Annotated in this window: 14 protein-coding genes and 1 other RNA gene; 6 read left to right on the top strand and 9 right to left on the bottom strand. The window is 39.6% G+C overall.

The features are described 5' to 3' along the window. Window positions 1–152, bottom strand: a 152-nt coding sequence (locus tag ACY10D_RS07115) for a nucleotidyltransferase domain-containing protein (RefSeq protein WP_487000080.1), incomplete at its 3' end; no start/stop codon positions are given. 171 nt (window positions 153–323) lie between these two features. Between ACY10D_RS07115 and trxB the strand changes: the two genes are divergently transcribed. Next, window positions 324–1274, top strand: coding sequence for a thioredoxin-disulfide reductase (trxB, locus tag ACY10D_RS07120; protein ID WP_487000061.1), 951 nt, complete (start codon window positions 324–326; stop codon window positions 1272–1274). 133 nt (window positions 1275–1407) lie between these two features. Here the strand turns inward: trxB and ACY10D_RS07125 are convergent, their stop codons facing one another. The 7 genes from ACY10D_RS07125 to clcA form a co-directional block, all read right to left on the bottom strand. Then, window positions 1408–3615, bottom strand: coding sequence for a RelA/SpoT family protein (locus tag ACY10D_RS07125; protein WP_487000062.1), 2208 nt, complete (start codon window positions 3613–3615; stop codon window positions 1408–1410). Window positions 3616–3789: 174 nt separating this feature from the next. Beyond that, an RNA gene (gene rnpB, locus ACY10D_RS07130) (RNase P RNA component class A) lies at window positions 3790–4120 on the bottom strand. 344 nt (window positions 4121–4464) lie between these two features. Continuing rightward, window positions 4465–5157, bottom strand: a complete 693-nt coding sequence (locus ACY10D_RS07135) for a DNA-binding protein (RefSeq protein WP_487000063.1) — start codon at window positions 5155–5157, stop codon at window positions 4465–4467. 277 nt (window positions 5158–5434) lie between these two features. After that, on the bottom strand, window positions 5435–6655 hold the full coding sequence (locus tag ACY10D_RS07140; protein ID WP_487000064.1) for an amino acid permease: 1221 nt from the start codon (window positions 6653–6655) through the stop codon (window positions 5435–5437). 530 nt (window positions 6656–7185) lie between these two features. Beyond that, complete coding sequence (gene tsaD, locus ACY10D_RS07145; RefSeq protein ID WP_487000065.1) at window positions 7186–8199, bottom strand: tRNA (adenosine(37)-N6)-threonylcarbamoyltransferase complex transferase subunit TsaD; 1014 nt, start codon at window positions 8197–8199, stop codon at window positions 7186–7188. After that, the gene (locus tag ACY10D_RS07150; RefSeq protein ID WP_487000066.1) at window positions 8196–8420 is read right to left on the bottom strand and encodes a lipopolysaccharide assembly protein LapA domain-containing protein; all 225 of its coding nucleotides are present in this window, start codon (window positions 8418–8420) and stop codon (window positions 8196–8198) included. The genes tsaD and ACY10D_RS07150 overlap by 4 nt, the downstream gene beginning before the upstream one ends. Before the next feature lie 75 nt (window positions 8421–8495). After that, the gene (gene clcA, locus ACY10D_RS07155) at window positions 8496–9869 is read right to left on the bottom strand and encodes a H(+)/Cl(-) exchange transporter ClcA (protein ID WP_487000067.1); all 1374 of its coding nucleotides are present in this window, start codon (window positions 9867–9869) and stop codon (window positions 8496–8498) included. Between the two features lie 737 nt (window positions 9870–10606). Between clcA and ACY10D_RS07160 the strand changes: the two genes are divergently transcribed. The 5 genes from ACY10D_RS07160 (at window position 10607) to ACY10D_RS07180 (ending at window position 17651) form a co-directional block, all read left to right on the top strand. Then, entirely contained in the window at window positions 10607–13321 is a 2715-nt protein-coding gene (locus ACY10D_RS07160; protein WP_487000068.1) for an Rne/Rng family ribonuclease, read from the top strand. A gap of 229 nt (window positions 13322–13550) precedes the next feature. Beyond that, window positions 13551–14123 carry a tetratricopeptide repeat protein gene (locus ACY10D_RS07165; RefSeq protein ID WP_487000069.1) on the top strand — a complete coding sequence of 191 codons (573 nt, stop codon included), beginning with the start codon at window positions 13551–13553 and terminating at the stop codon, window positions 14121–14123. Between the two features lie 23 nt (window positions 14124–14146). Beyond that, entirely contained in the window at window positions 14147–15547 is a 1401-nt protein-coding gene (gene ffh / locus ACY10D_RS07170; RefSeq protein ID WP_487000070.1) for a signal recognition particle protein, read from the top strand. A gap of 133 nt (window positions 15548–15680) precedes the next feature. Then, window positions 15681–16895, top strand: a complete 1215-nt coding sequence (locus ACY10D_RS07175) for an amino acid permease (protein WP_487000071.1) — start codon at window positions 15681–15683, stop codon at window positions 16893–16895. Window positions 16896–16913: 18 nt separating this feature from the next. Continuing rightward, window positions 16914–17651, top strand: coding sequence for a 16S rRNA (uracil(1498)-N(3))-methyltransferase (locus tag ACY10D_RS07180; protein ID WP_487000072.1), 738 nt, complete (start codon window positions 16914–16916; stop codon window positions 17649–17651). On the opposite strand, the gene ACY10D_RS07185 is transcribed toward ACY10D_RS07180, so the two are convergent. Further along, a complete protein-coding gene (locus ACY10D_RS07185; protein WP_487000073.1) occupies window positions 17645–21556 on the bottom strand; it encodes a YhdP family phospholipid transporter in 3912 nt (1303 codons plus the stop codon). The genes ACY10D_RS07180 and ACY10D_RS07185 overlap by 7 nt on opposite strands. Window positions 21557–21574 lie beyond the last annotated feature (18 nt).

Consider the following 21574-nt stretch of genomic DNA (forward strand, 5'->3'; position numbering starts at 1 on the left):
TCTTTATCCATTTCAACATCAATGGCTAAATCAATATCACCACCGCTTAAGCTATCATTAGCACGGCTACCAAACAAGTATACAGGCACTTCGCCAAAGCTTTGAGAAACGGCCTTTTTCAAAACGCTTTTCATTCGTTCAGATAATCTCATTGTTTAAGCACTCTTTTACCACTAATTTTATGCCAAAGCATTCTAATACAGCCCAGATATAAATGCCATCACCTTCCCTACATCAACTAATTTGAAATCGGCAATAGCTTCCAGCGCGCTTTCCGTTTACCATGTTGTCGTTTGATTATTTGACATTATGGAGCAAAAAGAATGGCACAAAATCATCATAAACTTATTATTTTAGGATCAGGACCTGCTGGCTATACGGCAGCTATTTATGCCGCACGCGCTAATTTAAACCCCGTGATTATTACTGGTATGCAACCTGGTGGGCAGTTAACCACAACAACTGACGTTGATAACTGGCCAGGTGAGGAAAACGGTATTCAAGGGCCTGAACTGATGCAAAAGCTACAAGCCCAAGCTGAACGCTTTAATACTCAGATGATTTACGATCACATCAATCAAGTAGATCTTAACAATCGCCCTTTCACATTGATAGGGGAAAATGATCAATACAGCTGTGATGCACTTATTATTGCCACAGGAGCAAGTGCCAAATACTTAGGCCTTCCCTCTGAAGAAGCGTTTATGGGTAAAGGCGTTTCAGCATGTGCTACGTGTGATGGCTTTTTCTATCGCGGCAAAGATGTTGCGGTTATCGGCGGGGGCAACACGGCTGTTGAAGAAGCGCTTTATTTATCAAATATTGCCAAAACCGTGACATTAGTACATCGCCGTGATGAGTTACGAGCGGAGAAAATATTAATTGATCAAATCATGAAAAAGTCTAAAGACGGTAATATCCGTTTTGAGTGGTTTCACACCCTTGATGAAGTCTTAGGTAATGATTCGGGTGTAACTGGTATACGTATCAAAGATGTCAAATCAAATACTACCAAAGAGCTCGCGGTTGATGGCGTATTTATCGCGATTGGTCACACGCCAAACACACAGATCTTCAATGGTCAACTTTGCATGGAAAATAATTATATCACCGTCAAATCCGGTCTTGCTGGCAATGCCACACAAACGTCTATCGAGGGCGTTTACGCTGCAGGAGATGTGATGGATCATGTGTATAAACAAGCGGTTACTTCAGCGGGAACCGGCTGCATGGCAGCACTTGATGCTGAGAAATATCTCGATGCACTTAAGTAAGTCATAATGCAGAAATAATAAGTTGAACTTCAATCACCCTTCACCCGCGCAGCTTAAGCTACACGAGCAATCCCGCAAGAGGGGAGGTACTAATTGATGCAAATTATTCTTTATTCAGTACTAAAAATTCAAATTACGCAATCACACGCGTGACATTCTCAACATAAGCCGTTGAGCTCATTTTCTTAGCCAACGTATCTAAAGTTTGCATATCCGTCAAAATCAAGCTTAGTTTGATCGTTTTATGTTTATCTGAATGCGAAGGTTGTAATGCGGCAATTGTTATCTTTTCAATCGTTAAAATACTGGTAACTTCGTACACCGCCTTTTCAACATCACTACAAATCAACAGCAAATCAACCTGATAACGTCTTAAGTCCTTTTTTCCCCATTGCACATCAAGCACCCGCTCAGGTGAGCTTAAGCTTAAACGCAAGAAGTTAGAGCACACCGCTCTATGCACAGTCACGCCTCGACCATGTGTTAAATAGCCAACAATATCGTCACCTTGCACCGGCTTGCAGCATCCTGCCATATGTGACAATAAATTATCAACACCATAAATCGTTAAATCTGTTTTGCATGCATTGTCTTTTAAACTTTGTGTGACATTAACACCCTTAATCGCCACTTCTTCAACTGTTGGTTTTTCAATAAGCTTGTAATGCTCAACGATATAATTAACCACCTGATTAAAGCGCAGAGACCCCGTCTCAATTCCTGCATACAATGTTTCCTCATCTGCCATATTAAAATGTGAGGCAACTTCAGCATAATCAATTGACTTTAAGCGATGTTGTTTTAATTCATCTAATAGGCGCTCGCGACCTAATGCTGCATTTTGCTCTTTATTAAGCTGTTTAAACCAACGCGCCACACGTGCGCGAATTTTCGCTGAATGAATAAAACCACTACCTGCATTTGCCCAATCCAAACTGGGACTTGGCTCCTTGTGAGTGAGAATTTCAACCTTATCTCCTGTACTAAGCTTTGTTGTCAACGGCACAATCTTGCCATTGATTTTAGCCCCCTTAGTGCGATGCCCAATCATCGTATGCACCATATAAGCAAAATCAAGCACGGTAGATCCTAACTCCAGATCAATCACATCACCATTAGGTGTAAACACATACACACGATTTCCGGCAAGCTCTTTTTTAAGCTCATCGCTTTTTAACTCATCGGCAAGCTCAGTCTCCCAGTCAAGTAATGATCGCAACCAATTAACACGTGCTTCGTAACTTGGATCATGTTTAACTCCTTCTTTATAGCGCCAATGTGCCGCCACCCCCATTTCAGACTCATTATGCATTTGATGTGTCCTAATCTGAATCTCGAGCGTCAAACGCTCAGGCCCATAGACAACCGTATGTACCGAGCGATAACCATTAGGTTTAGGTGTAGCAATATAATCAGCAAACTCACTGGCAATGGGCTCCCACAATTGATTAACAATACTCAAAGCACGATAACATTCATCAACCGAATCAACCAATACACGCATCGCTCGAATATCATATAGCTCATCAAGATTACGCTCTTTCTTGCGTAGTTTGCGCCATATGCTATAAATGTGCTTCACCCGACCAGATAGCTCAAAGTGAATATTTTCTTTTTTAAGCTCAGTCGCAAGCATATCCATCGCATCATGAATATAAGCCTCACGCTGCAAGCGTTTCTTTTTCAACCCTCTGGCGATTTTCTTATATTCAACAGGATATAAACAGGCAAAAGCACGATCCTCAAGCTCCCACTTTGTTTTTGACAAGCCCAAACGATTTGCCAATGGGGCATATATCTCAAGGATTTCCTTGGCGATTGTCTGCCTGTAGCTTTCCGTCCAGTTCTTAACCGCACGCATCGTGCATACTCGATCTGCTAATTTAACCAACACGATGCGCACATCTTCAACAATGGTTAATAGCATCTTACGAAAGGTATCAATTTGTGCCTGATTCGGTTTGTCATTTTGCAATGCTCTAACTGCCGACATGGCAGTGGCACCATCAAGAATCTTCAACACTGTTTCACCACAAGCTTCAAGTACAAGCTCAGGCGAAATTTTTTGATTATAATGAAGTTCAAATAACAATGCGGCGGCGACAGATTCTTCATCAGCCTGCAAATCAAAAAGAACTGCTGCCATTTCAACACCATAACCAAAACAAGTACCACCATGCACTGAAGGCTCATCAACCCCATATTGCGCTAAAATATCAATGGCGCCGGCAATCGTTGCTAAGCGTTGTTTTGGATAAAAGTCTTCTAATAAAGGTAACCATTTCTGAAAATCAATCAACCCTTCATCGGTTAAGGCATATTTGTCCGTTACTTGCACCATTGTTATCTATCCAAAAATCATCTTAAAAAGTCTAAAGTCCACACGTGGGATTCAAGCATGCACGATCAATTAAAACTGTATTTAAGAATAACGAAAATCAGTGAAAAACCCTAGTGAAAGTATGATAAATATCAAATATATTGCGTCAGGTAAAAAAAGCAAAAAAGGTGAAAAATACTAAGTCAATCGATAAGCCGGGTTCTGTCGTGGACAGTCATTTCTCTAGGCATTATGTCACCATAATGCTCAAGCAGCCTACCCGGTTGCAGCGCGAGCCACACTATTACAACCCTATTTGGCCTTGCTTCAGATGGGGTTTACCATGCCACTTTTGTTACCAAAAGCGCGGTGCGCTCTTACCACACCGTTTCACCCTTACCCATATAACAATACAGGCGGTCTATTCTCTGTTGCACTTTCCGTAAGCTTACGCTTCCCAGGCGTTACCTGGCATCTTGCTCTTTGAAGCCCGGACTTTCCTCGTCCTACCACTTTTTGTAACTTTGTAAGTTTTCTTTATCAAAACCCTAAACGGCTAAAATTACTGTCACCTAATTCCCCTCTTCACAAGAGGGGTGGCAGCCGTAGGCTGACGGGGTGTTTATGAAATCATAGTTTTCTCTTAAATGCGCAACTCCAATAAATTACAAAAAGTGGTAGGACGCGACTGTCTGATCAACTTAGTAGGCAGAATTATATACCCATCACAAACCATTTTACAGAATTTTTTGCTTTGTATTTTGCATGCTTTTGGCAAGTTGAATTTTGATAATAGTCCTAGCTATTACCTGCAATCCAACTTACTAAAATCTTCACAAACTACTTTACAAGTAAACACCGCAAAATGATTTACGATGGGTATATACTTAACTGACGACGAATGGCAATAATCTCTTGATCATAATTTGTTTTCAAACGACTAAACTCGGTTTGCAATGCCAATAATTGCTCATTCGCCGTTTTTTGAAAATCACGCACTTCTTGATCACAGGTCATACGCGTATTAAGCAATTCATTCTGTGCTGTTTGATAGTGCTCTTGTGCTAACAAACGCGTACTTCTAATAATCGCTAATGCCTGAAAAAGCTTCTGAATAATTGCAGGTTCCGCCTGCAAACGCTCCGAAGTCAATGACTCGCGCGGTGCGATCGCCTCATAAGACTCATCGGAATTACCATTACCGATAAACTGCGTTCTTGAATAAGATTTTCTATATTCGCTTTGTCCATGAGTGGATTGCTGTTGGCGCGTAGGCTTCTTTGATTTAAAGCCATTCATATCTAGTCTGCGCAACGAAGAAGTGCCTGTATTTCTCGTATCATCAGATCTTGATTGTGAAAATTTAGGTCTTGCATTTTTATTTTCATGCATTAATTGTGCATTTTCTTTTTGCCACTTACCAAGAAGGATCGCGATCTGTGCATGCGTACCCTTACCTAATTCTCGACGCACATACTCAAGTGTGACTTTGCGCCCCTCACGACTTAGGCGTTCAGCCACCGCAGCAAGTTCATCATAAGTTATCTGGTTATCTTCCGACATGAATTCCCTTAATTAAGATATTTCATATTTTTGTTTTTTAATTTTTTAAATTTTTTTTATTTCTTCTTACTTAGCATTTACTTTTAAGCTTAATTCAATCTCACCAAAGGTTTCAATATTCCAATAAATAGAAACAATCCCTAAACGAGTCACCTAATCGCAAATGAAAAATGTACGCCCATCGAATACGTACAATCTAGTTTTAGCAGAAAATCATTTTAAAGGTAAATGAAAACGGCTGAATTATGACTAAAAATATGCTCAAGCTCAAGAAAAATCATGCTAATACTGATAAAAGACCGATACTACTTAATATTTGCAACACAATAATAAATGCACCCAATAGGATCAATAATGATAAATATATTTTACTGGGTAGCGTATTGCGCCCCTCACGATTCCTTAATGACCATGCCATGCACGCCGGCAGTATAATTAGCAAAATACAAACAAAGATACTGGCATAGCCTAATGCAGCTAAAAAGCCATTGACAAAAAAAACAGCAAATATCAATGGTGGCACATAGGTGATCACAAAGTTTAAAAGCTTTGCTTTGGTTGATTTCTTCAAGCGATAAGCATCTTGATTAAAGTGAAATAACGCTAACGTCACGCCAAGAAATGATGTTGTGACTGCAATATTAGAAAATCCAACAATAAAACCACTGGCCGCATGCACATTCAGTAGATGATGATACGCCTTACCTAAATCAACACCATGTGTCATGAGATATTTAAAACCATATTCACCCAAAACAGGAACAACACCTAAAGTAACAATAACCCATACCACATAGACGACAAATGGCACACTCGCGCCAATGACAACAATGCGTTTTAACTCATGATCATTTTTAAAATAATTACGAATCGTTGGGATCACAATATGAAACCCAAAAGAAGTGATTAAAATAGGAAAAGCATACCATGCATAGCCGATACCCATGCTTTGTGCTCTTAACAAACTGGTTTGCACATACGGAACAATCACCACAATAATCCCAATAAAACAAAGTGCTTTAAGAGTGAAAAACAGTTTATTTAGTTGGTCAACTGCTGATGTACCAAAATAAATAACCGCACCCAATATCACAGTAAATAACAGCGCCCCGTATCCATTCGAGTTACTTACACCTAGCACATATTGATCAAGCAGCCCACCACCCATAGCAATATATGCTGTGGTTAACGCATATAGCAATAATAGATAAGCCAGCCAATTGACAACTTGCCCAAAGCGTCCCAAAGTAGCAAATGCCATGGTATTTAAATCTGCCGTTAAGGGCTGACGCACATTGACTTCAACGATCAACAGTGCTGTTGCTAACATAATAATCCAGTTGATAAACAACAAGATTAACGCGCTTTTAAAGCCAACCGCAGCAACAGCATAAGGAATACCCAGCATTCCCGCGCCAATTGATGTGCCAGCAATTAACAAAATACCCCCAAGTTTTTTCATCCCTGAAACCGTATGCGGTGTATGATTTTCCAACATGTTTTTGAATCAAAAAATTAGCGAAGGTTCATCTTATCATCATCACTCAAAGTGACAACTGGTTTTCTAAGATAGTTTTATATTTTTCTATAGACGCAAATAAATGCAACATGTTTTAATAGCTATCAATGCGTTACTAATTAAGGAAAACAGGAGAAAAAATGTGTAGTCAAACACTAAGCATTAAGGATGAGCATATTGATTTTCAAGGGATTCTTGATGGATTATATTACCCATATTATATGGAAAAATAAGTTTTCCATCTAAACAGTCGTTCACCTCTCTCCTTGCGGGAGAGCTCGTGCAGCTTGTGCTGCGCGGGTGAGGGGTATTAAAACTCAACTTGAATTTCTAACAAACTTTAAAGCATCTTTGGCTAAGACTAAATATTCACCCTCAAGTGCTCACCGCACCCTGAGCGTGACTCGAAGGGTAAGTTTGGGAAAATCGCACTTCATAAAGGCTTCGACTTACGCTCAGCCAACGCTTACACAATAAAAGTGGTCAGGAATATGGTCATAGCCACATCTTTAAAGATTTAAAGGTGCCCTTGGTTTCACATTGATTACCATATCCTGATCAACAAAGCCATTTGCTAAACGATAAGCACCTGCTATGGCAATCATCGCCCCATTGTCTGTGCAATACGCCAAAGGCGGATAATAAACTTGCCAATGATTTTTAAGTGCCAACGCACTAAGTGCTGATCGCAATCCTTTGTTAGCACTAACACCACCAGAAACGACTAAATTCTTCATATCGGTATGCTTTAATACACGCTTACATTTAATCACAATCGTATCAATTAGTGCCTCTTGAAATGCATAAGCAATGTCAGCTTTAATTTGTTCACTTTGATCCTCTTGCGCCTGCCAAGTATTAAGCACCGCTGTTTTCAGACCACTAAAACTAAAATCAAATCCAGGACGATCACACATCGGACGCGGGAAAACAAAAATACCTGCTCGCCCTTGTTCAGCAAGACGTGCCAAATGCAGACCACCAGGATAAGGCAATCCCAATAATTTAGCCGTTTTATCAAAAGCCTCACCTGCGGCATCATCAATTGACTCACCTAATAGTTCATATTGCCCAAAGCGCTTAACCGCTATTAGCTGTGTGTGCCCTCCTGAAACTAATAACGCCACATAAGGATACTCAGGTCTAACCTCTTCACTTAATAATGGTGCTAATAAATGTCCTTCCAAGTGATGAATCGCAATTGCAGGAATATCAAGCATATAGCTTAATGTTTTGGCAAATGTTGCGCCAACCATTAGCGCGCCAACCAATCCTGGCATTGCCGTATAGGCAATGGCATCAATATCCTCAAGTGTTAGCCCTGCGTGCGCTAACGCCTCCTTTGTCAGTGGAATGAGTTTGGCTACATGATCACGCGAAGCAAGTTCAGGCACCACTCCACCGTATTGCGCATGCAAATCAATCTGGCTGAACAATGCATTGGCAAGAAGTTTGTGTTTCGAGCCATCATAAATGGCAATGCCCGTTTCATCACATGATGTTTCAATACCAAGGACAATCATTCCTTAACAACCTTATCACGCAGTTTTCTTTTGCGTGACAACAGCATCAAAACCATACCGATAACAAGCCCCAAAACAAAAACCACCAACAGTAACAATATCAACGGCAAATGAAACGTACCAACCAAATAATTAAAGGTTACTTCCTGTGCATTCAATACTGCCAACGCCGCAACTAAAACAAATATAATCACTAAGATTATGTATCCAAATAAACGCATTATATCTCCTATAGCATATGCATTAATTCATGCCGTGCATGATAGTATATCTTTATGGGCGTATGCAATACGCCCCTACAAACTTCTGTTTTTACGTTTTTTATCCTTTCTAAATGACAAATAAAGCTTTTTACGCTTTGCCAATACGAGCGTACGACTTAACAGCGTGCTATAAATAGGGCTTCCTCCCATAAAAATTGCAGCAATCGTTGCACTAAAACACGTAACAATCAATGGCAAGATCAGCGCATAATTCATCGTCATCTCAACAACGAGTACGATCCCCGTTAGTGGCGCACTAACCGTCGCAGTAAAAAGTGCACTCATGCCTGCAACAGCAAAAACTTGTGGATTGGTTATAAGATCCGGAAAAAGCGCATGCGCGACAATGCCAAAAAACATACCAAAGATCGTCCCCAATGCCAACATTGGAGCAAATATCCCACCAGGGACACCCGTGCCATAGCTAACCAAGGTTGTGATAAAGCGCAAAACAAATAAAGCGATTAAGGCTGACAAAGCAATCTCACCGTGCAATGCATCGGGCATGACTTTATAGCCACCGCCAACCACATGCGGCAAAAAGACAATGAGCAAACCCGTTGCTGCACCAATAAGAATGATCCACTTCCAAAAATCAAAGCCTGAACGCTTAGCAAAAAAATTCAATGAATGAACGAGATATTTATTAAACAGCACACCCAATGCACCAAAAATCGCACCAAAAACGACAAAAAGCCATAAACTTGATAAGGGTGGCGCGTTATATGCTGTCATATCGATATCCATCATCTGGCGAATGTTATACCCTCCAGTTTGCAACAATGCTTCGAGCAAAATATCGGCAACAACGCAGGCAACAATCACCGTTTGCAATGATTGAAAGCTGTATTTGAATTGACGACGCATTTCTTCAATCACAAACAAAATCCCCGCCAAAGGCGCATTAAATGCTGTTGCAAGACCAGCGCCTGCACCTGCGGCAATAAGTACATGCGCATAATCATTATTCAATCGAAAGACACTTTTAACCAACTGACCAATCGCCCCACCCATTTGAATGGTGGGGCCCTCTCTTCCTAAGACAAGTCCACTTGATAAAGACATTACCCCACCGATAAACTTCGCAGGTAATACACGCCACCATCGAAGCTCGCGCACACCTTCAAGTGCTCCTTCAATCTCCTGGACGCCACTACCTGAAGCCTCAGGCACCATACGTCTGACAATAACTAACGATAGAATCAAAAACATGCTTGAGAAGAACATACTAAATAGGCAAAGCAAGAATAGATTATCTTGTAGCGCAGTAAAAGCTGCTTGCTGCCCTGCCAATATCCAATGGATACATAACTGAAAAAGTGCTCCAATACTCCCCACTAACACACCGACAATGGCACCATAAACGGTTGATCGCAATACATCCTTTGGGTAATGAACTTTATTCATCCTCATCCTTAAAATGATTTATTTTTTCTATATCCTAGGCGTTAGCATAGAAACTCTTTAAGATTATTACAAGCATTCAACAATTTAACTTTCATTCACAGTGACCTTTTGCTAAAATACCGCTGTTTTTGCTCGATAGTTTTATAGCGCAATAACAAACAACAATTTGATATGGATTTTGACGATTGTACATCGACTGGGAGAAGTCAATTGCGTTAGCGCAATTAGCCAATGACTCATTCATCTACATGACGCTTTGAATCCAACCGCACATAGTGTATTGACACTTTGAGTCTATGCTATGTGTTTTTAAAAGAAAGCATAAAATATGCAAAACAGATTTAGATGATTAATAACTGCAGTTATCTAAGACAACTGCAAGCAACCTTGGAGAATCTATTCACAAGGGCTGCACACATTAAACGTTAAATCACACAAAGGTATTAGGGCAAAGTTTAAGTGTCCCTAATTTGTGTAACCACTTATGACAAAGAGCATAAGTGACCATAGCAGAATATTTGCGTTTTTGGTCGCATAAGCACAAACGCAAGATGAGAAAACTATAGGAATCACAAAAAAGATGATTGTTTTTATAACAATAATAACAATAACAGCGTGCTTTTATTGGGCTTTAACTAGCCAGGCACGCACTTTATTTCATGCAAACACATCATCTACGCACTTAGCTTCATCCTTTGTACCTTTTAAACAACTTGAATTTAAAAGGATAACAACACATGAAAAAAATGTTAATCAATGCGCGTCAAGCAGAAGAAACGCGTATTGCAATCGTCGACAACGTTCAATTGATGGATTTAGACATCGAGAGTGTTGACAGAGAACAGAAAAAAGCCAATATCTACAAAGCAAAAATTTCACGCATTGAGCCAAGCTTAAATGCTGTTTTCGTTAATTATGGTGAAGATAAGAACGGTTTTTTGCCATTTAAAGAAATCTCCCCTGAATACTTCAAGAAGACAGCCAAAGACCAAGACACTCCGTTAAATGAGTTGCTTGATGTCGGTCAAGAATTGATTGTGCAGATTGCTAAAGAAGAGCGTGGTTCAAAAGGTGCGGCTTTAACAACTTTCATCACACTTGCTGGCTGCTATATGGTATTGATGCCAAATAATCCAAGTGCCGGCGGTATCTCTCGTCGCATTGAAGGTGACGAGCGTCAAAAACTCAAAGCCCTTTTTGATTCTCTAACCATCCCTGCCAATATGGGCGTTATTATCCGCACAGCAGGTGTTGATCGCTCAGCTGATGAAATTCAAGCGGATCTTGATACTTTGACAACACTTTGGGATGCAATCAAACGTGTTTCATATCAGCGTAAAGCACCTTTTTTAATTCACAAAGAAAGTGACATTACTATTCGTGCTATTCGTGATCACTTAAAAGAAGATATCAAAGAAATTATTATCGATGATGAGGAGTCTTACGAAGACCTTAAGCGCCAATTAAGCATGCTACGTCCGAGCTTTGTCGAGCGTTTGCAGCTTTATAAAAAAGATCTGCCATTATTTAACGCTTTCCAAATTGAAAAGCAAATTGAAAGCGCATTTAAACGTGAAGTGCAGCTGCCATCGGGTGGCTCAATTGTGATTGATACCACAGAAGCATTAACTGCAATCGATATTAACTCAGCACGTTCTACCAAAGGTGACAATATCGAAGAGACGGCTTTTGCGACAAACCTTGAAGCAGCTGAGGAAATCGCGCGACAATTACGCTTGCGTGACCTTGGTGGTTTAATCGTTGTTGACTTTATTGATATGGCATTTTTCCCCAATCAAAAGGCAGTTGAGCAAAAGCTGGTTGATTCTTTATTCCATGATCGCGCACGCATCCAAATGACGCGCATCTCTAAATTTGGCTTGGTTGAAATCTCGCGCCAGCGTTTACAAGCATCTCTTGGTGAGTCAGTAATGCACTCATGCCCACGTTGCGCAGGACATGGTTTTATTCGTTCAATCCCATCCTTAGCATTATCTATTTTACGCAATGTTCATGCTGAGGCAGTGCGTGATAAAACCAATGAATTACGCGTACAATTACCCATTGATGTCGCAACATTCCTGCTAAATGAGAAGCGTGATGAATTAATGCAAATTGAAGAAGGTACTAGTACCAAGGTTACCTTAATTCCTAATGCCAACTTACAATCTCCACATTTCAGCGTGCAACGCATTTGGGGTGATGCTTATACGGCAAGTCGTCCAAGCTATGATTTGATTGAGGATAAGAAAGATGTTGAGCTTTATAAAACACCAAAACAGGATAAATCAAAGCAGCCAGCGTTAAAATCTGCTGATTATAATCAGTCATCTAACAGTAATGACAATAAAAAATCTGACAACAAGCCTCAAGCTACTAAAGAACCCCATAAAGAAGCCAAGCATAGCAAAGCTGAACCAAAAGGTTTTTGGGCAAAGCTAAGCGCCTTTTTCTTCAGCGATAAAGAAGACAGTAGTGAGCGTAATACACGCGATCAAAAACAATCACACAAATCTACGCAACCAAAGAAAGGTCAACACAATAGATCTGATAATAAGAACAATGAGCGTAGTGAGCATCGTGGCAAATCTCAATCTCGTGACGGGCGTAATAATGATCGTGATAACAATCGTCGTGATAATCGCAACAACAATAGAAATCAGAATGGGAATAAGCCACGTCATCAGCAACAAAGTGAAGAGCGTAATGATCATCACAACAAATCTGCTGATACACGTCAAAATAGTGACAATCGCAGTGATCGCGGCAATAAGAATGACCGCAATGACCGTAACAATCGCAATGATAGAAACGATAGAAATGATCGCGACAGAGGCAATAAAGGCAACCGTAACAATAATCGCAACAACCAACGTCTACAAGTTCACCAAAGTGAAGAGATGGTCGATATTGCTGCACTAAAGAAAGATTCACCTGAAGCACAAAAAGCGGCAAAAGAAAAAGCGATTATGAAGACAATCTCAACCACACCTGAAGAGAAAATTTCAGTGATGGTTAAAGAAGTTTTAGCCGAAGTGACGACACTGACCAGTGATCAGGCTGTTCAGGTTGAAACGCATGCTTCACAAACCCGCAAAGTTAAATATTTAAACTTTGAAGTAGTTGACACGCAAGCATTAACTGCTGAGATTGCCAAGGAAGAAAAACTTAAGCAAAAAGAGCTTTCCAAACAAGCTAAAGAAGCGCAAGGGTCAACAGCTGAAGCTGAAGAAATTGGCATCATTATCGGTGAAACCATACTACAAAGTGATGATAACACTACTAATGAGAATAATGAGAACGAAGTTGAAACCGTTGCAGCAAGTGATAATGACGACAGCAGCAAGCAGGAAAAAAAACCACGCGCGCGCAAATCAACACGTAAATCTGCGCACATCGAATACTCTCCTGCCGTTGATGTGAGCTCTCAAGGCTATATCACTAAAACCTAATTCATTGGAGTTATGTACTTTAGAAATTAAAACACCTCGTCAGCCTACGGCTGCCACCCCTCTTATAAAGAGGGGAATTGGACAAGGACTGGTATTATTCCTCTCTTTGCAAGAGGGGTGCCAAGCTTGCGAGGCGGGGTGTTGAAATGAGCAAATTAAGCAACATGAATGCTTAAAATAATTACTTTCTTTTTGGATTGCGATAAAGTTTAACAAGTGAGGACAAATGATGATTAAGTTTAGATCTAAAGCACTTTTTATTAGCGGTATTTTATTAGCAAGTTTAAGCATTCAAACAGCAAACGCTTGTCTTTCCAAAGCCTATAATGATGCATATGCATTGTTTAAGCATGGTCAATATAGCCAATCTGTGCCTGCATTTACCAAACTCTACAATAACGGTTGCCCAACTTCTCCCTACTTTCTAGGGACTTATTACACCTACGGGATTGCCGTTAAGCCTAATTATGATACAGCGATCAAATATTTTGATAAGTTCCTTGATAAGAAAAATCTGGCACAACCTCGCGACTATCGCGCCAATGCCTATCGTGCTTTGGCATTGATTTACAACGCTAAAAATCAACCAGCAAAAGCTCATAATTATCTTGTTGACTCTGCCAAGCTAGGCAATACTGAGGCAATGTACTTATTAGGTCGATCATACATCGGCAAAGATCAACCGTATTATACAAAAACCGATCTTCACCAAGCCTTTATCTGGCTTAATAAAGCCGCTAATTATGGCAATATTGCCGCCATGAAACTCATCTATCAACATGAATTACAAAAAGATGCTTAAAGCATAATAAATAGGTAAAACATATGTTTAAAAGTTTATCCGAACGCTTAGGTGGCTCACTTGACAAACTCAAAGGTCAAGGCCGCTTAACCGAAGACAATATTAAAAGCGCCTTACGCGATGTGCGTATGGCGTTACTTGAGGCTGATGTCGCCCTACCCGTTGTTAAAGAGTTTATCAGTCGCATTCAAGAAGAAGCATTGGGTGAGAAAATTCGTACAAGTCTCACACCAGGGCAGACCTTTATTGCAATGGTTAAGAAAGAGCTTGAACGCACATTAGGTGAGAAAAATGAAACACTTAACTTAGGTGCTCAACCACCTGTTGTTATCTTAATGGCAGGTTTACAAGGCTCTGGTAAAACAACAACTACTGCAAAGCTTGCAAAACTCTTAAAAGAACGTCACGACAAAAAAGTCATGGTGGTTAGTGCCGATGTTTACCGACCAGCGGCGATTAAACAGCTACAAACTTTAGCTGAGTCTTTAGATATCAGCTTTTGCCCATCATCAGCTGATGAAAAACCTATTGATATTGCCGAGCGTGCATTGCAACTTGCCAAGCAACAAGTATGTGACGTTTTAATCCTTGATACCGCTGGGCGTTTGCATATTGATAATGAAATGATGGATGAGGTCAAAGCATTACATCATGCGATGAACCCAACAGAAACACTCTTTGTCGTTGATAGTATGACTGGTCAAGATGCGGCAAATACAGCTAAAGCATTTAATGATGCTTTGCCGTTAACCGGTGTTGTCCTGACTAAAGCCGATGGTGATGCCAGAGGGGGAGCTGCTCTTTCTATTCGTGAGATTACTGGCAAGCCGATTAAGTTTATCGGGATGGGTGAAAAAACCGATGCTTTAGAGCCTTTTCATCCAGATCGTATCGCTTCACGCATTTTAGGTATGGGCGATGTGCTTTCTTTAATCGAAGAAGTTGAGCACAAAGTCGATCAAAAAGAAGCAAAAGAGCTCGCAACAAAACTTAAAAAAGGGAAATCATTCACCTTAGAAGACTTTAAAAGTCAATTACAACAAATGAAGAAAATGGGTGGTGTCGGCTCAATGCTAGATAAACTGCCAGGCATGGGTAACATGTCTGCTAATCTTCAGGATAAAGTTAATGATAAGATGTTTGTACAAATGGAAGCAATCATTAACTCAATGACGCCTTTTGAACGTCGCAAACCTGAATTTATCAAGTCATCACGTAAACTGCGTATTGCTAAAGGCTCTGGCACACAAGTGCAAGATATTAATCGTCTATTAAAGCAGTTCACACAAATGCAAAAGATGATGAAGAAAATTAGTGGTAAAGGCGGCATGGGCAAAATGATGGGGGCTATGCGCCAAATGAAACAAATGAAAAACATGCCAGGCATGATGCCTCCTGGTGGCAAAGGTGGTAAGCTATTCTAAATAGCTTTTTGACTCAACTTCATTTGATCAACTTCAAAAATAAATTATCTACTATTTTCACTTTTATGCAGCAGGAAAATCAGGTACTGTAACGTTTTAGCAATCAAAATGATCAATTTCTGGAAACTTTTTCATGGCAAATAACTCATTAGCAAAGCAGCTTGGCTGCATGATGATTGTCACCGGCACTGAAATCGGTGCTGGCATTTTAGCACTCCCTATTATCACCGCCAAGCTTGGCTTTATTATCAGTAGTATTGTGATGCTTATTGCGTGGAGCATTATGACCTATACCGCGCTTTTAATTGCTGATATCTCGCTATCAATGCCAAAGGGTGCAAGCTTTGCCTCTATTGCTAAGCGCACATTAGGCTTGCCTGGCGTTATCATCACTTGGATTTCATTTTTGCTCTTGATGTATTGTATTAGTGTGGCGTATATCTCAGGTGCTGCTTCTGCTTTTAACTCATTACTGCCTAGCATTTCCTCCAGCGCATGGTCATTAATCTTCGTTGTTGTTTTTGGTGCAATCGTCGTCGTTGGTACATCAGCCGTGGATGTTATCAATCGCATACTGCTCTCAGCTAAGCTTGTTTTTTTAGTACTTGTTTGTTTGATTTTTTTAAACTTCGTCGACTTTAGCAATTTAGCCGTTTCTCCAGTAGATTTGGTACCAACGTTATTAATTGCGATCCCAGTGATTATTACTTCTTTTACATCACATATTATTGTACCAACTTTAAGTGATTATCTTAATCAAGATGCTAAAGCATTATTTCGCGTGATTTTTATTGGCAGCATCATCCCGCTAATACTTTATTTCTTGTGGCTCATTGCAGTACTTGGTGTATTACCTTTGCATGGACCAATCAGCTTTATGAGCTCTATCTTTGATCACATGAGTGTTGATCAGGCGAATGTTGGTAATATCCTACATGCACTAAAAGAGAAAATCACCACAACAACTGCGAATATCAGCATGAACGTCTTTACTGATATCTCAGTGATGACATCATACTTAGGTGTTAGCTTGGCACTTTATCACTTTAATGTTGATAGTTATCGCTTAAATCGCCTGCCTACTCAATTTAAGACGTTTATTGCGATTATCTTAACCTTCATTATTCCATTACTAGTTAACTTGCTTGACCCTAATCTGTTTATTAGTGCTATTGGCTATGTTGGTGTGTGTATTGCTGTTTTACTCTTAATGATGCCTGCCGTTATTGCCTATAAACTCAATAAGTCAGGGCATGTTTTCCATTATAAAATCAGTCAATTCTCGCTATTGTGGCTTATCTCATTTATTGCTGGTATTGCCATTATTGTGATTCATTTTTCTGCCTAACCGTAAGCGAGTTATTATATGAGAATTTCTCGTGTATTTTACCCTGCGGTTTCTGCGCAATCCGCAATGATCCCCCTTTCTACTGAAACAAGTCATTATCTTATTCGTGTATTAAGGCATAAACAGGGTCATCAAGTTATTTTATTTAATAATACTGATGGGCTTGAGTATCTTGCTGAAATCAGTCACGCAGACCCTAAAAAAACAATACTTCAGATATTATCTAAAACTGAAAAGCACAATGAATCACCCATTCATATTCATCTTTTTCAGGCACTGTCTAAGGGGGACAAGTTAGAAACAGTCATTCAAAAAGCCACCGAACTGGGTGTTAATGAAGTTACTCCAATACTAACCAAACGCGTTGATTATAAGCTCAACCAAGACCGCATAGCGCATAAACTAGAGCATTGGCAGAAAATTGCCATAAGTGCGAGTGAGCAATCCGCGCGTGTATTTGTGCCTACAGTTAATATGCCTCAAGCTTTAGTTGATGCATTAACTATCGATGCAGATATTAAGTTATTCCTATCTCCTTATAGCAATGAGACAATTACCCATCTCTATCAACAACAATCAGATGCTAAACGATTTGCTATTTATATCGGTCCTGAGGGTGGTTTTAGTGATGATGAAGAGGTACTTGCCTTAAATAAAGGCTGTCACAGCATACGCCTTGGCAAAAGAATACTACGCACAGAAACTGCGCCTTTGACAATTATTGCTATATTACAGGCTTTGTGGGGTGACTACTGAACCTGTTTAAGACTTGGTTTATCCCAACTACCAGTCACATCAAAACTCACTAAGCCAATATTTCTAAAGATGGTATTACCTAAAAGTTTTGTGCCTAAATAAGTCGCAAAAGCCACAACAGGACCACCAATAGCACCTGCCACTGCCGCGGTTGTTCCAGAGAAATGCGGCTGATATTTAATGCGCTGGTTGAGTTGTTTATTGGTTATATCGACATTACCCGTCACCACCAAAGCAAAGCTAGGGGTATCAATAATCACTGAAGGATTGCTTTTTGCCAAACCATTATCAAGCGTATAAGCACCAATAATACTATTAAACGCCATACCACGATGTTCAAAATCATCATAAGGCATAAATAAACGTTTGAAATATGAATCCAGACTTAATAAACCAATATACTTAGCAATCCCTGAATCAACCGACAACACGACACCATTGAGTAAATCAGCTGTTGCTTTCCCTGAAATAGTCGAAACGTTTGGCATAAGGTCTGGCCAGCTTAATTGTACTTGGACATTGCCAGATCCGCCTTTTAAGAAATTATCATAGCCAAAGTTATGCAGCATATCACCCCAATTTAATGAAAAGACATTGGCATGTACATAACTACCATACGAGGAAAGCTTTGCTGTCGCTAATAACTTGGCATTTGGATCATAGGCAGATAATACCGGGATCGATAACACTCCTCCTCTAACCGTTGTTGCCATTAGAAAATTTGGGATCGAGTAACCACCCACTTGCAAGTTAGTCAACTTGACATTCATATCGGGCGTTTTGCGCAACACATCAGATGTTAATAAGATGTTTAACATCGTCATAACGTCAGTTTCATTTCTTGTATTATTTTCTTTTCTAGCTTCACCTCTCGTTTGTGGTAAAGCAAAAAATAAATTATCTGCACTAACTTCAATCGGTTCACTTAATGTATCAGGAACGCTGATAACCAATGATTTTTGTGACTCTCCACGCGCAATATAGTTTGTGTAATTATGCACACTATTGGTTTGCAAAGTGACATTTTGGTAATTGCTCCCAAAAAGGTTTAACTGATCAATACTAAGCATCACTTTTGGGCGCAGTAACTGATTAAGCTGTCGATAAACACAGTCGTTATAATTTGCAACCACAAAGCATCCTGTTTGACTAAAGTTTTCATCAATTATCGGCACGTCTAAGTGCAAGATCTGCTGCCATTGCTCTTTATTTGCTACATTTAGAATATCAGTACTACTGATACTTTGCATTGCATTGACTATCAACTGGCTACTTAACATTGATAGCTGTCCATATAAACCTAAATCAGAGACAACACCCTTATCATTAACATTCATGCTTGCGCTTAGCTTGTCCTGATGTTTGATATCCAATTTGTTACTGAGATGCCATGAGACTGTCTTATTTGCTGATCGATTTTTTTGCCATGTGCTTTTTAATAACAACGGGGTATATTCAAAACTTTTTTTCGTTAGTGGTTCACCTAAATTATTCTGCCAGCCCAGTAAGTTAGAATTCACTTGCAAAATACCTTCATTGATATTTCCTCTAATGGCAAATTCAAATGGCAACACACCTTGCATCACATGATATATCCCATGATCTAATTGCTCAGCACTGAACCTAGGTGAAAATGCGACAGATGCTCCACCTTCAAGGTTAATACTCGGATTTTCAAGATCGGTAACATCTACCATACCCTTGAGATTAAAAGGGATATTCCTATTCAAAAAACCTGAAAGATTTTGAATTTTGAGCGTTTGATTATTAATCAGCACTTCGGCATTAACATCATAAAGTGATTTAGAAAGTGGTTTTTTAATATCAATAACACCAGATTTAAGCTCAACTTTACCTGCAAAGCGATCCTTTTTTGTATGATCACCCAAGGCGATACCAATATTAAGCCTGGCATTAATGTCCCCTTGATACTGCGCATATTGATTAATTTGTTGTGCCAAAGTTCCATATTTCGTTTGTGCTAAATACGCATAGGCATGTTGACTATTAGTCGCAACATCCGCATTAATACTGAAAGTCGCAGGCACATCAGGCGCAATATTATCAATCTTCAAATCAACATTTTTGATCGGAATACCGGCTAAAAATCCGCCATTAACCTTAGCAGTAAATACCTCATTATCAAAATGCAAAGCCCCCATAACCTGGTGCGCTACACCTAAACCAAAATACGGTGACAAACTACCCTCTTGAATGGTCGCATCAATCTTAAATATACCGTCATGCTTGGGGTATGGAATTTTGCGTGCAATGCCATTTATTGCAAAGTTAGCATCTAATTTTTTAGCACCATATAAACATTGCATTAACCAATCATACAACGGCTTAGGTATTCCTTTTTGTGGCAAAAAGGCTTGATATTCAGTTGTAAGATTTTTGCCATTTAACTTACCCTTAAGATAAAGACTAAAGTTTTTAGGATCAGTCAATGGCACATCAACAGCACCTTTACTGATAAAATGAATATTCGCATTCGTTAACGCCAAATCATCAACCACAAAGCGAATTTTTGAAGGCTCTTTGATGATATCTATATTTCCTTTAACTGCGATCTCTGGCCAATCTCGACTAAATATATGATTCTCCGCCATATCAAAACTTGGCGAGTCTATGATTAGTTTCACGTGGTTTTCACGCCACCAAACGTTGCCACTTAAACCTTTAAAGTCGACATGATGATCGCTATTAGCAATACCTAGATCATTAAAATTCGCTTTTAATTGCATGCCTCTTAAACTAAAGTCTTGCAAATCAAAGCTGAAACGCACATTGCTTAGCACGCCAGAGAGCACAATGTTTTTACGCCAATCACTGTTTTCCATCTGCACTAATGACGAGAAATCTGCTAAATCAAGCCGTGGAATATTCATCACTAAACGATGTTGATCTAATGAAAAAAGTGCCGATCTGAAGGTGTATCGCTTATGATTCATGACAAAAGACAAAGGATTAGCACCTAATACAAAGCGATTTTGATAACGAAACAATTGCAGATTAAACACGATATTACTAAATATTGACTCATCTAATTGACTGGTTTTAAACTCAGCTTTTGATAACTCACCCATAATCATGACTGAATCTAGTCCCTTGGTTGAGCTAACCACAGACAATGCTAATTGATGATCAGTCAAATGTGATATTTTCACTTGTTTTGTCACGCCATCAATTAAAGTTGCTAAGATATTATGCTTATCATTTAAGGTACTATCAAAATAGTATTTATGCTCTTTGTTCTCAACAACCGAGACGATATCAATTTGCCCAAGCTTGGGCAGCATATTAGCCTTCTTCTGTGGTTGTAACGTTAAGCGTAAAACGCCTTTTGCTTGCGTTCTCTGCTGATAACTTGCATTAACTACAAGCTCTGCCAATGATTGAGTATTTTTAAGGATATCAACGCGCATATTCTGCAATTCGAGATTATTTTGTTGCAATAGATACCCCAAGATACTCGACCAGCGTCCACCGATTTCATCAATCTCTGCTACTGACAAGGATTGTAACATTCGATAATCAAAGGCCTTGTCACTGGAATAAAAGACAAGTTTGGGTTCTGCCACCGTGACATCTTTGGTGACAAAGCGCCAACTCATCAGTGACTGCCATGCATTAATATGAACCGTCATTCTAGGAATATTAAGAGAAAACCCTTTATCTTTAACCTTAACATCTTTGACCTCAATCACAGGATTGATGCCATGCCAACTGGCATACTCGACTTTTAAAGAGACGCTCGATCCCGTTACCTTTGATAATACATCTTCAATCGAACTTTGATACGCAGGCAGAAGTCTCAAAACACCATAGCCAACAACACAAACAACAATTAGAAAAGTAGCAAATACTGAGCTTAACCATAATATAAATATTCTTCTTTTCATAAATTGCTGCTCATTAGA

This window comes from Cysteiniphilum sp., from assembly GCF_057495195.1.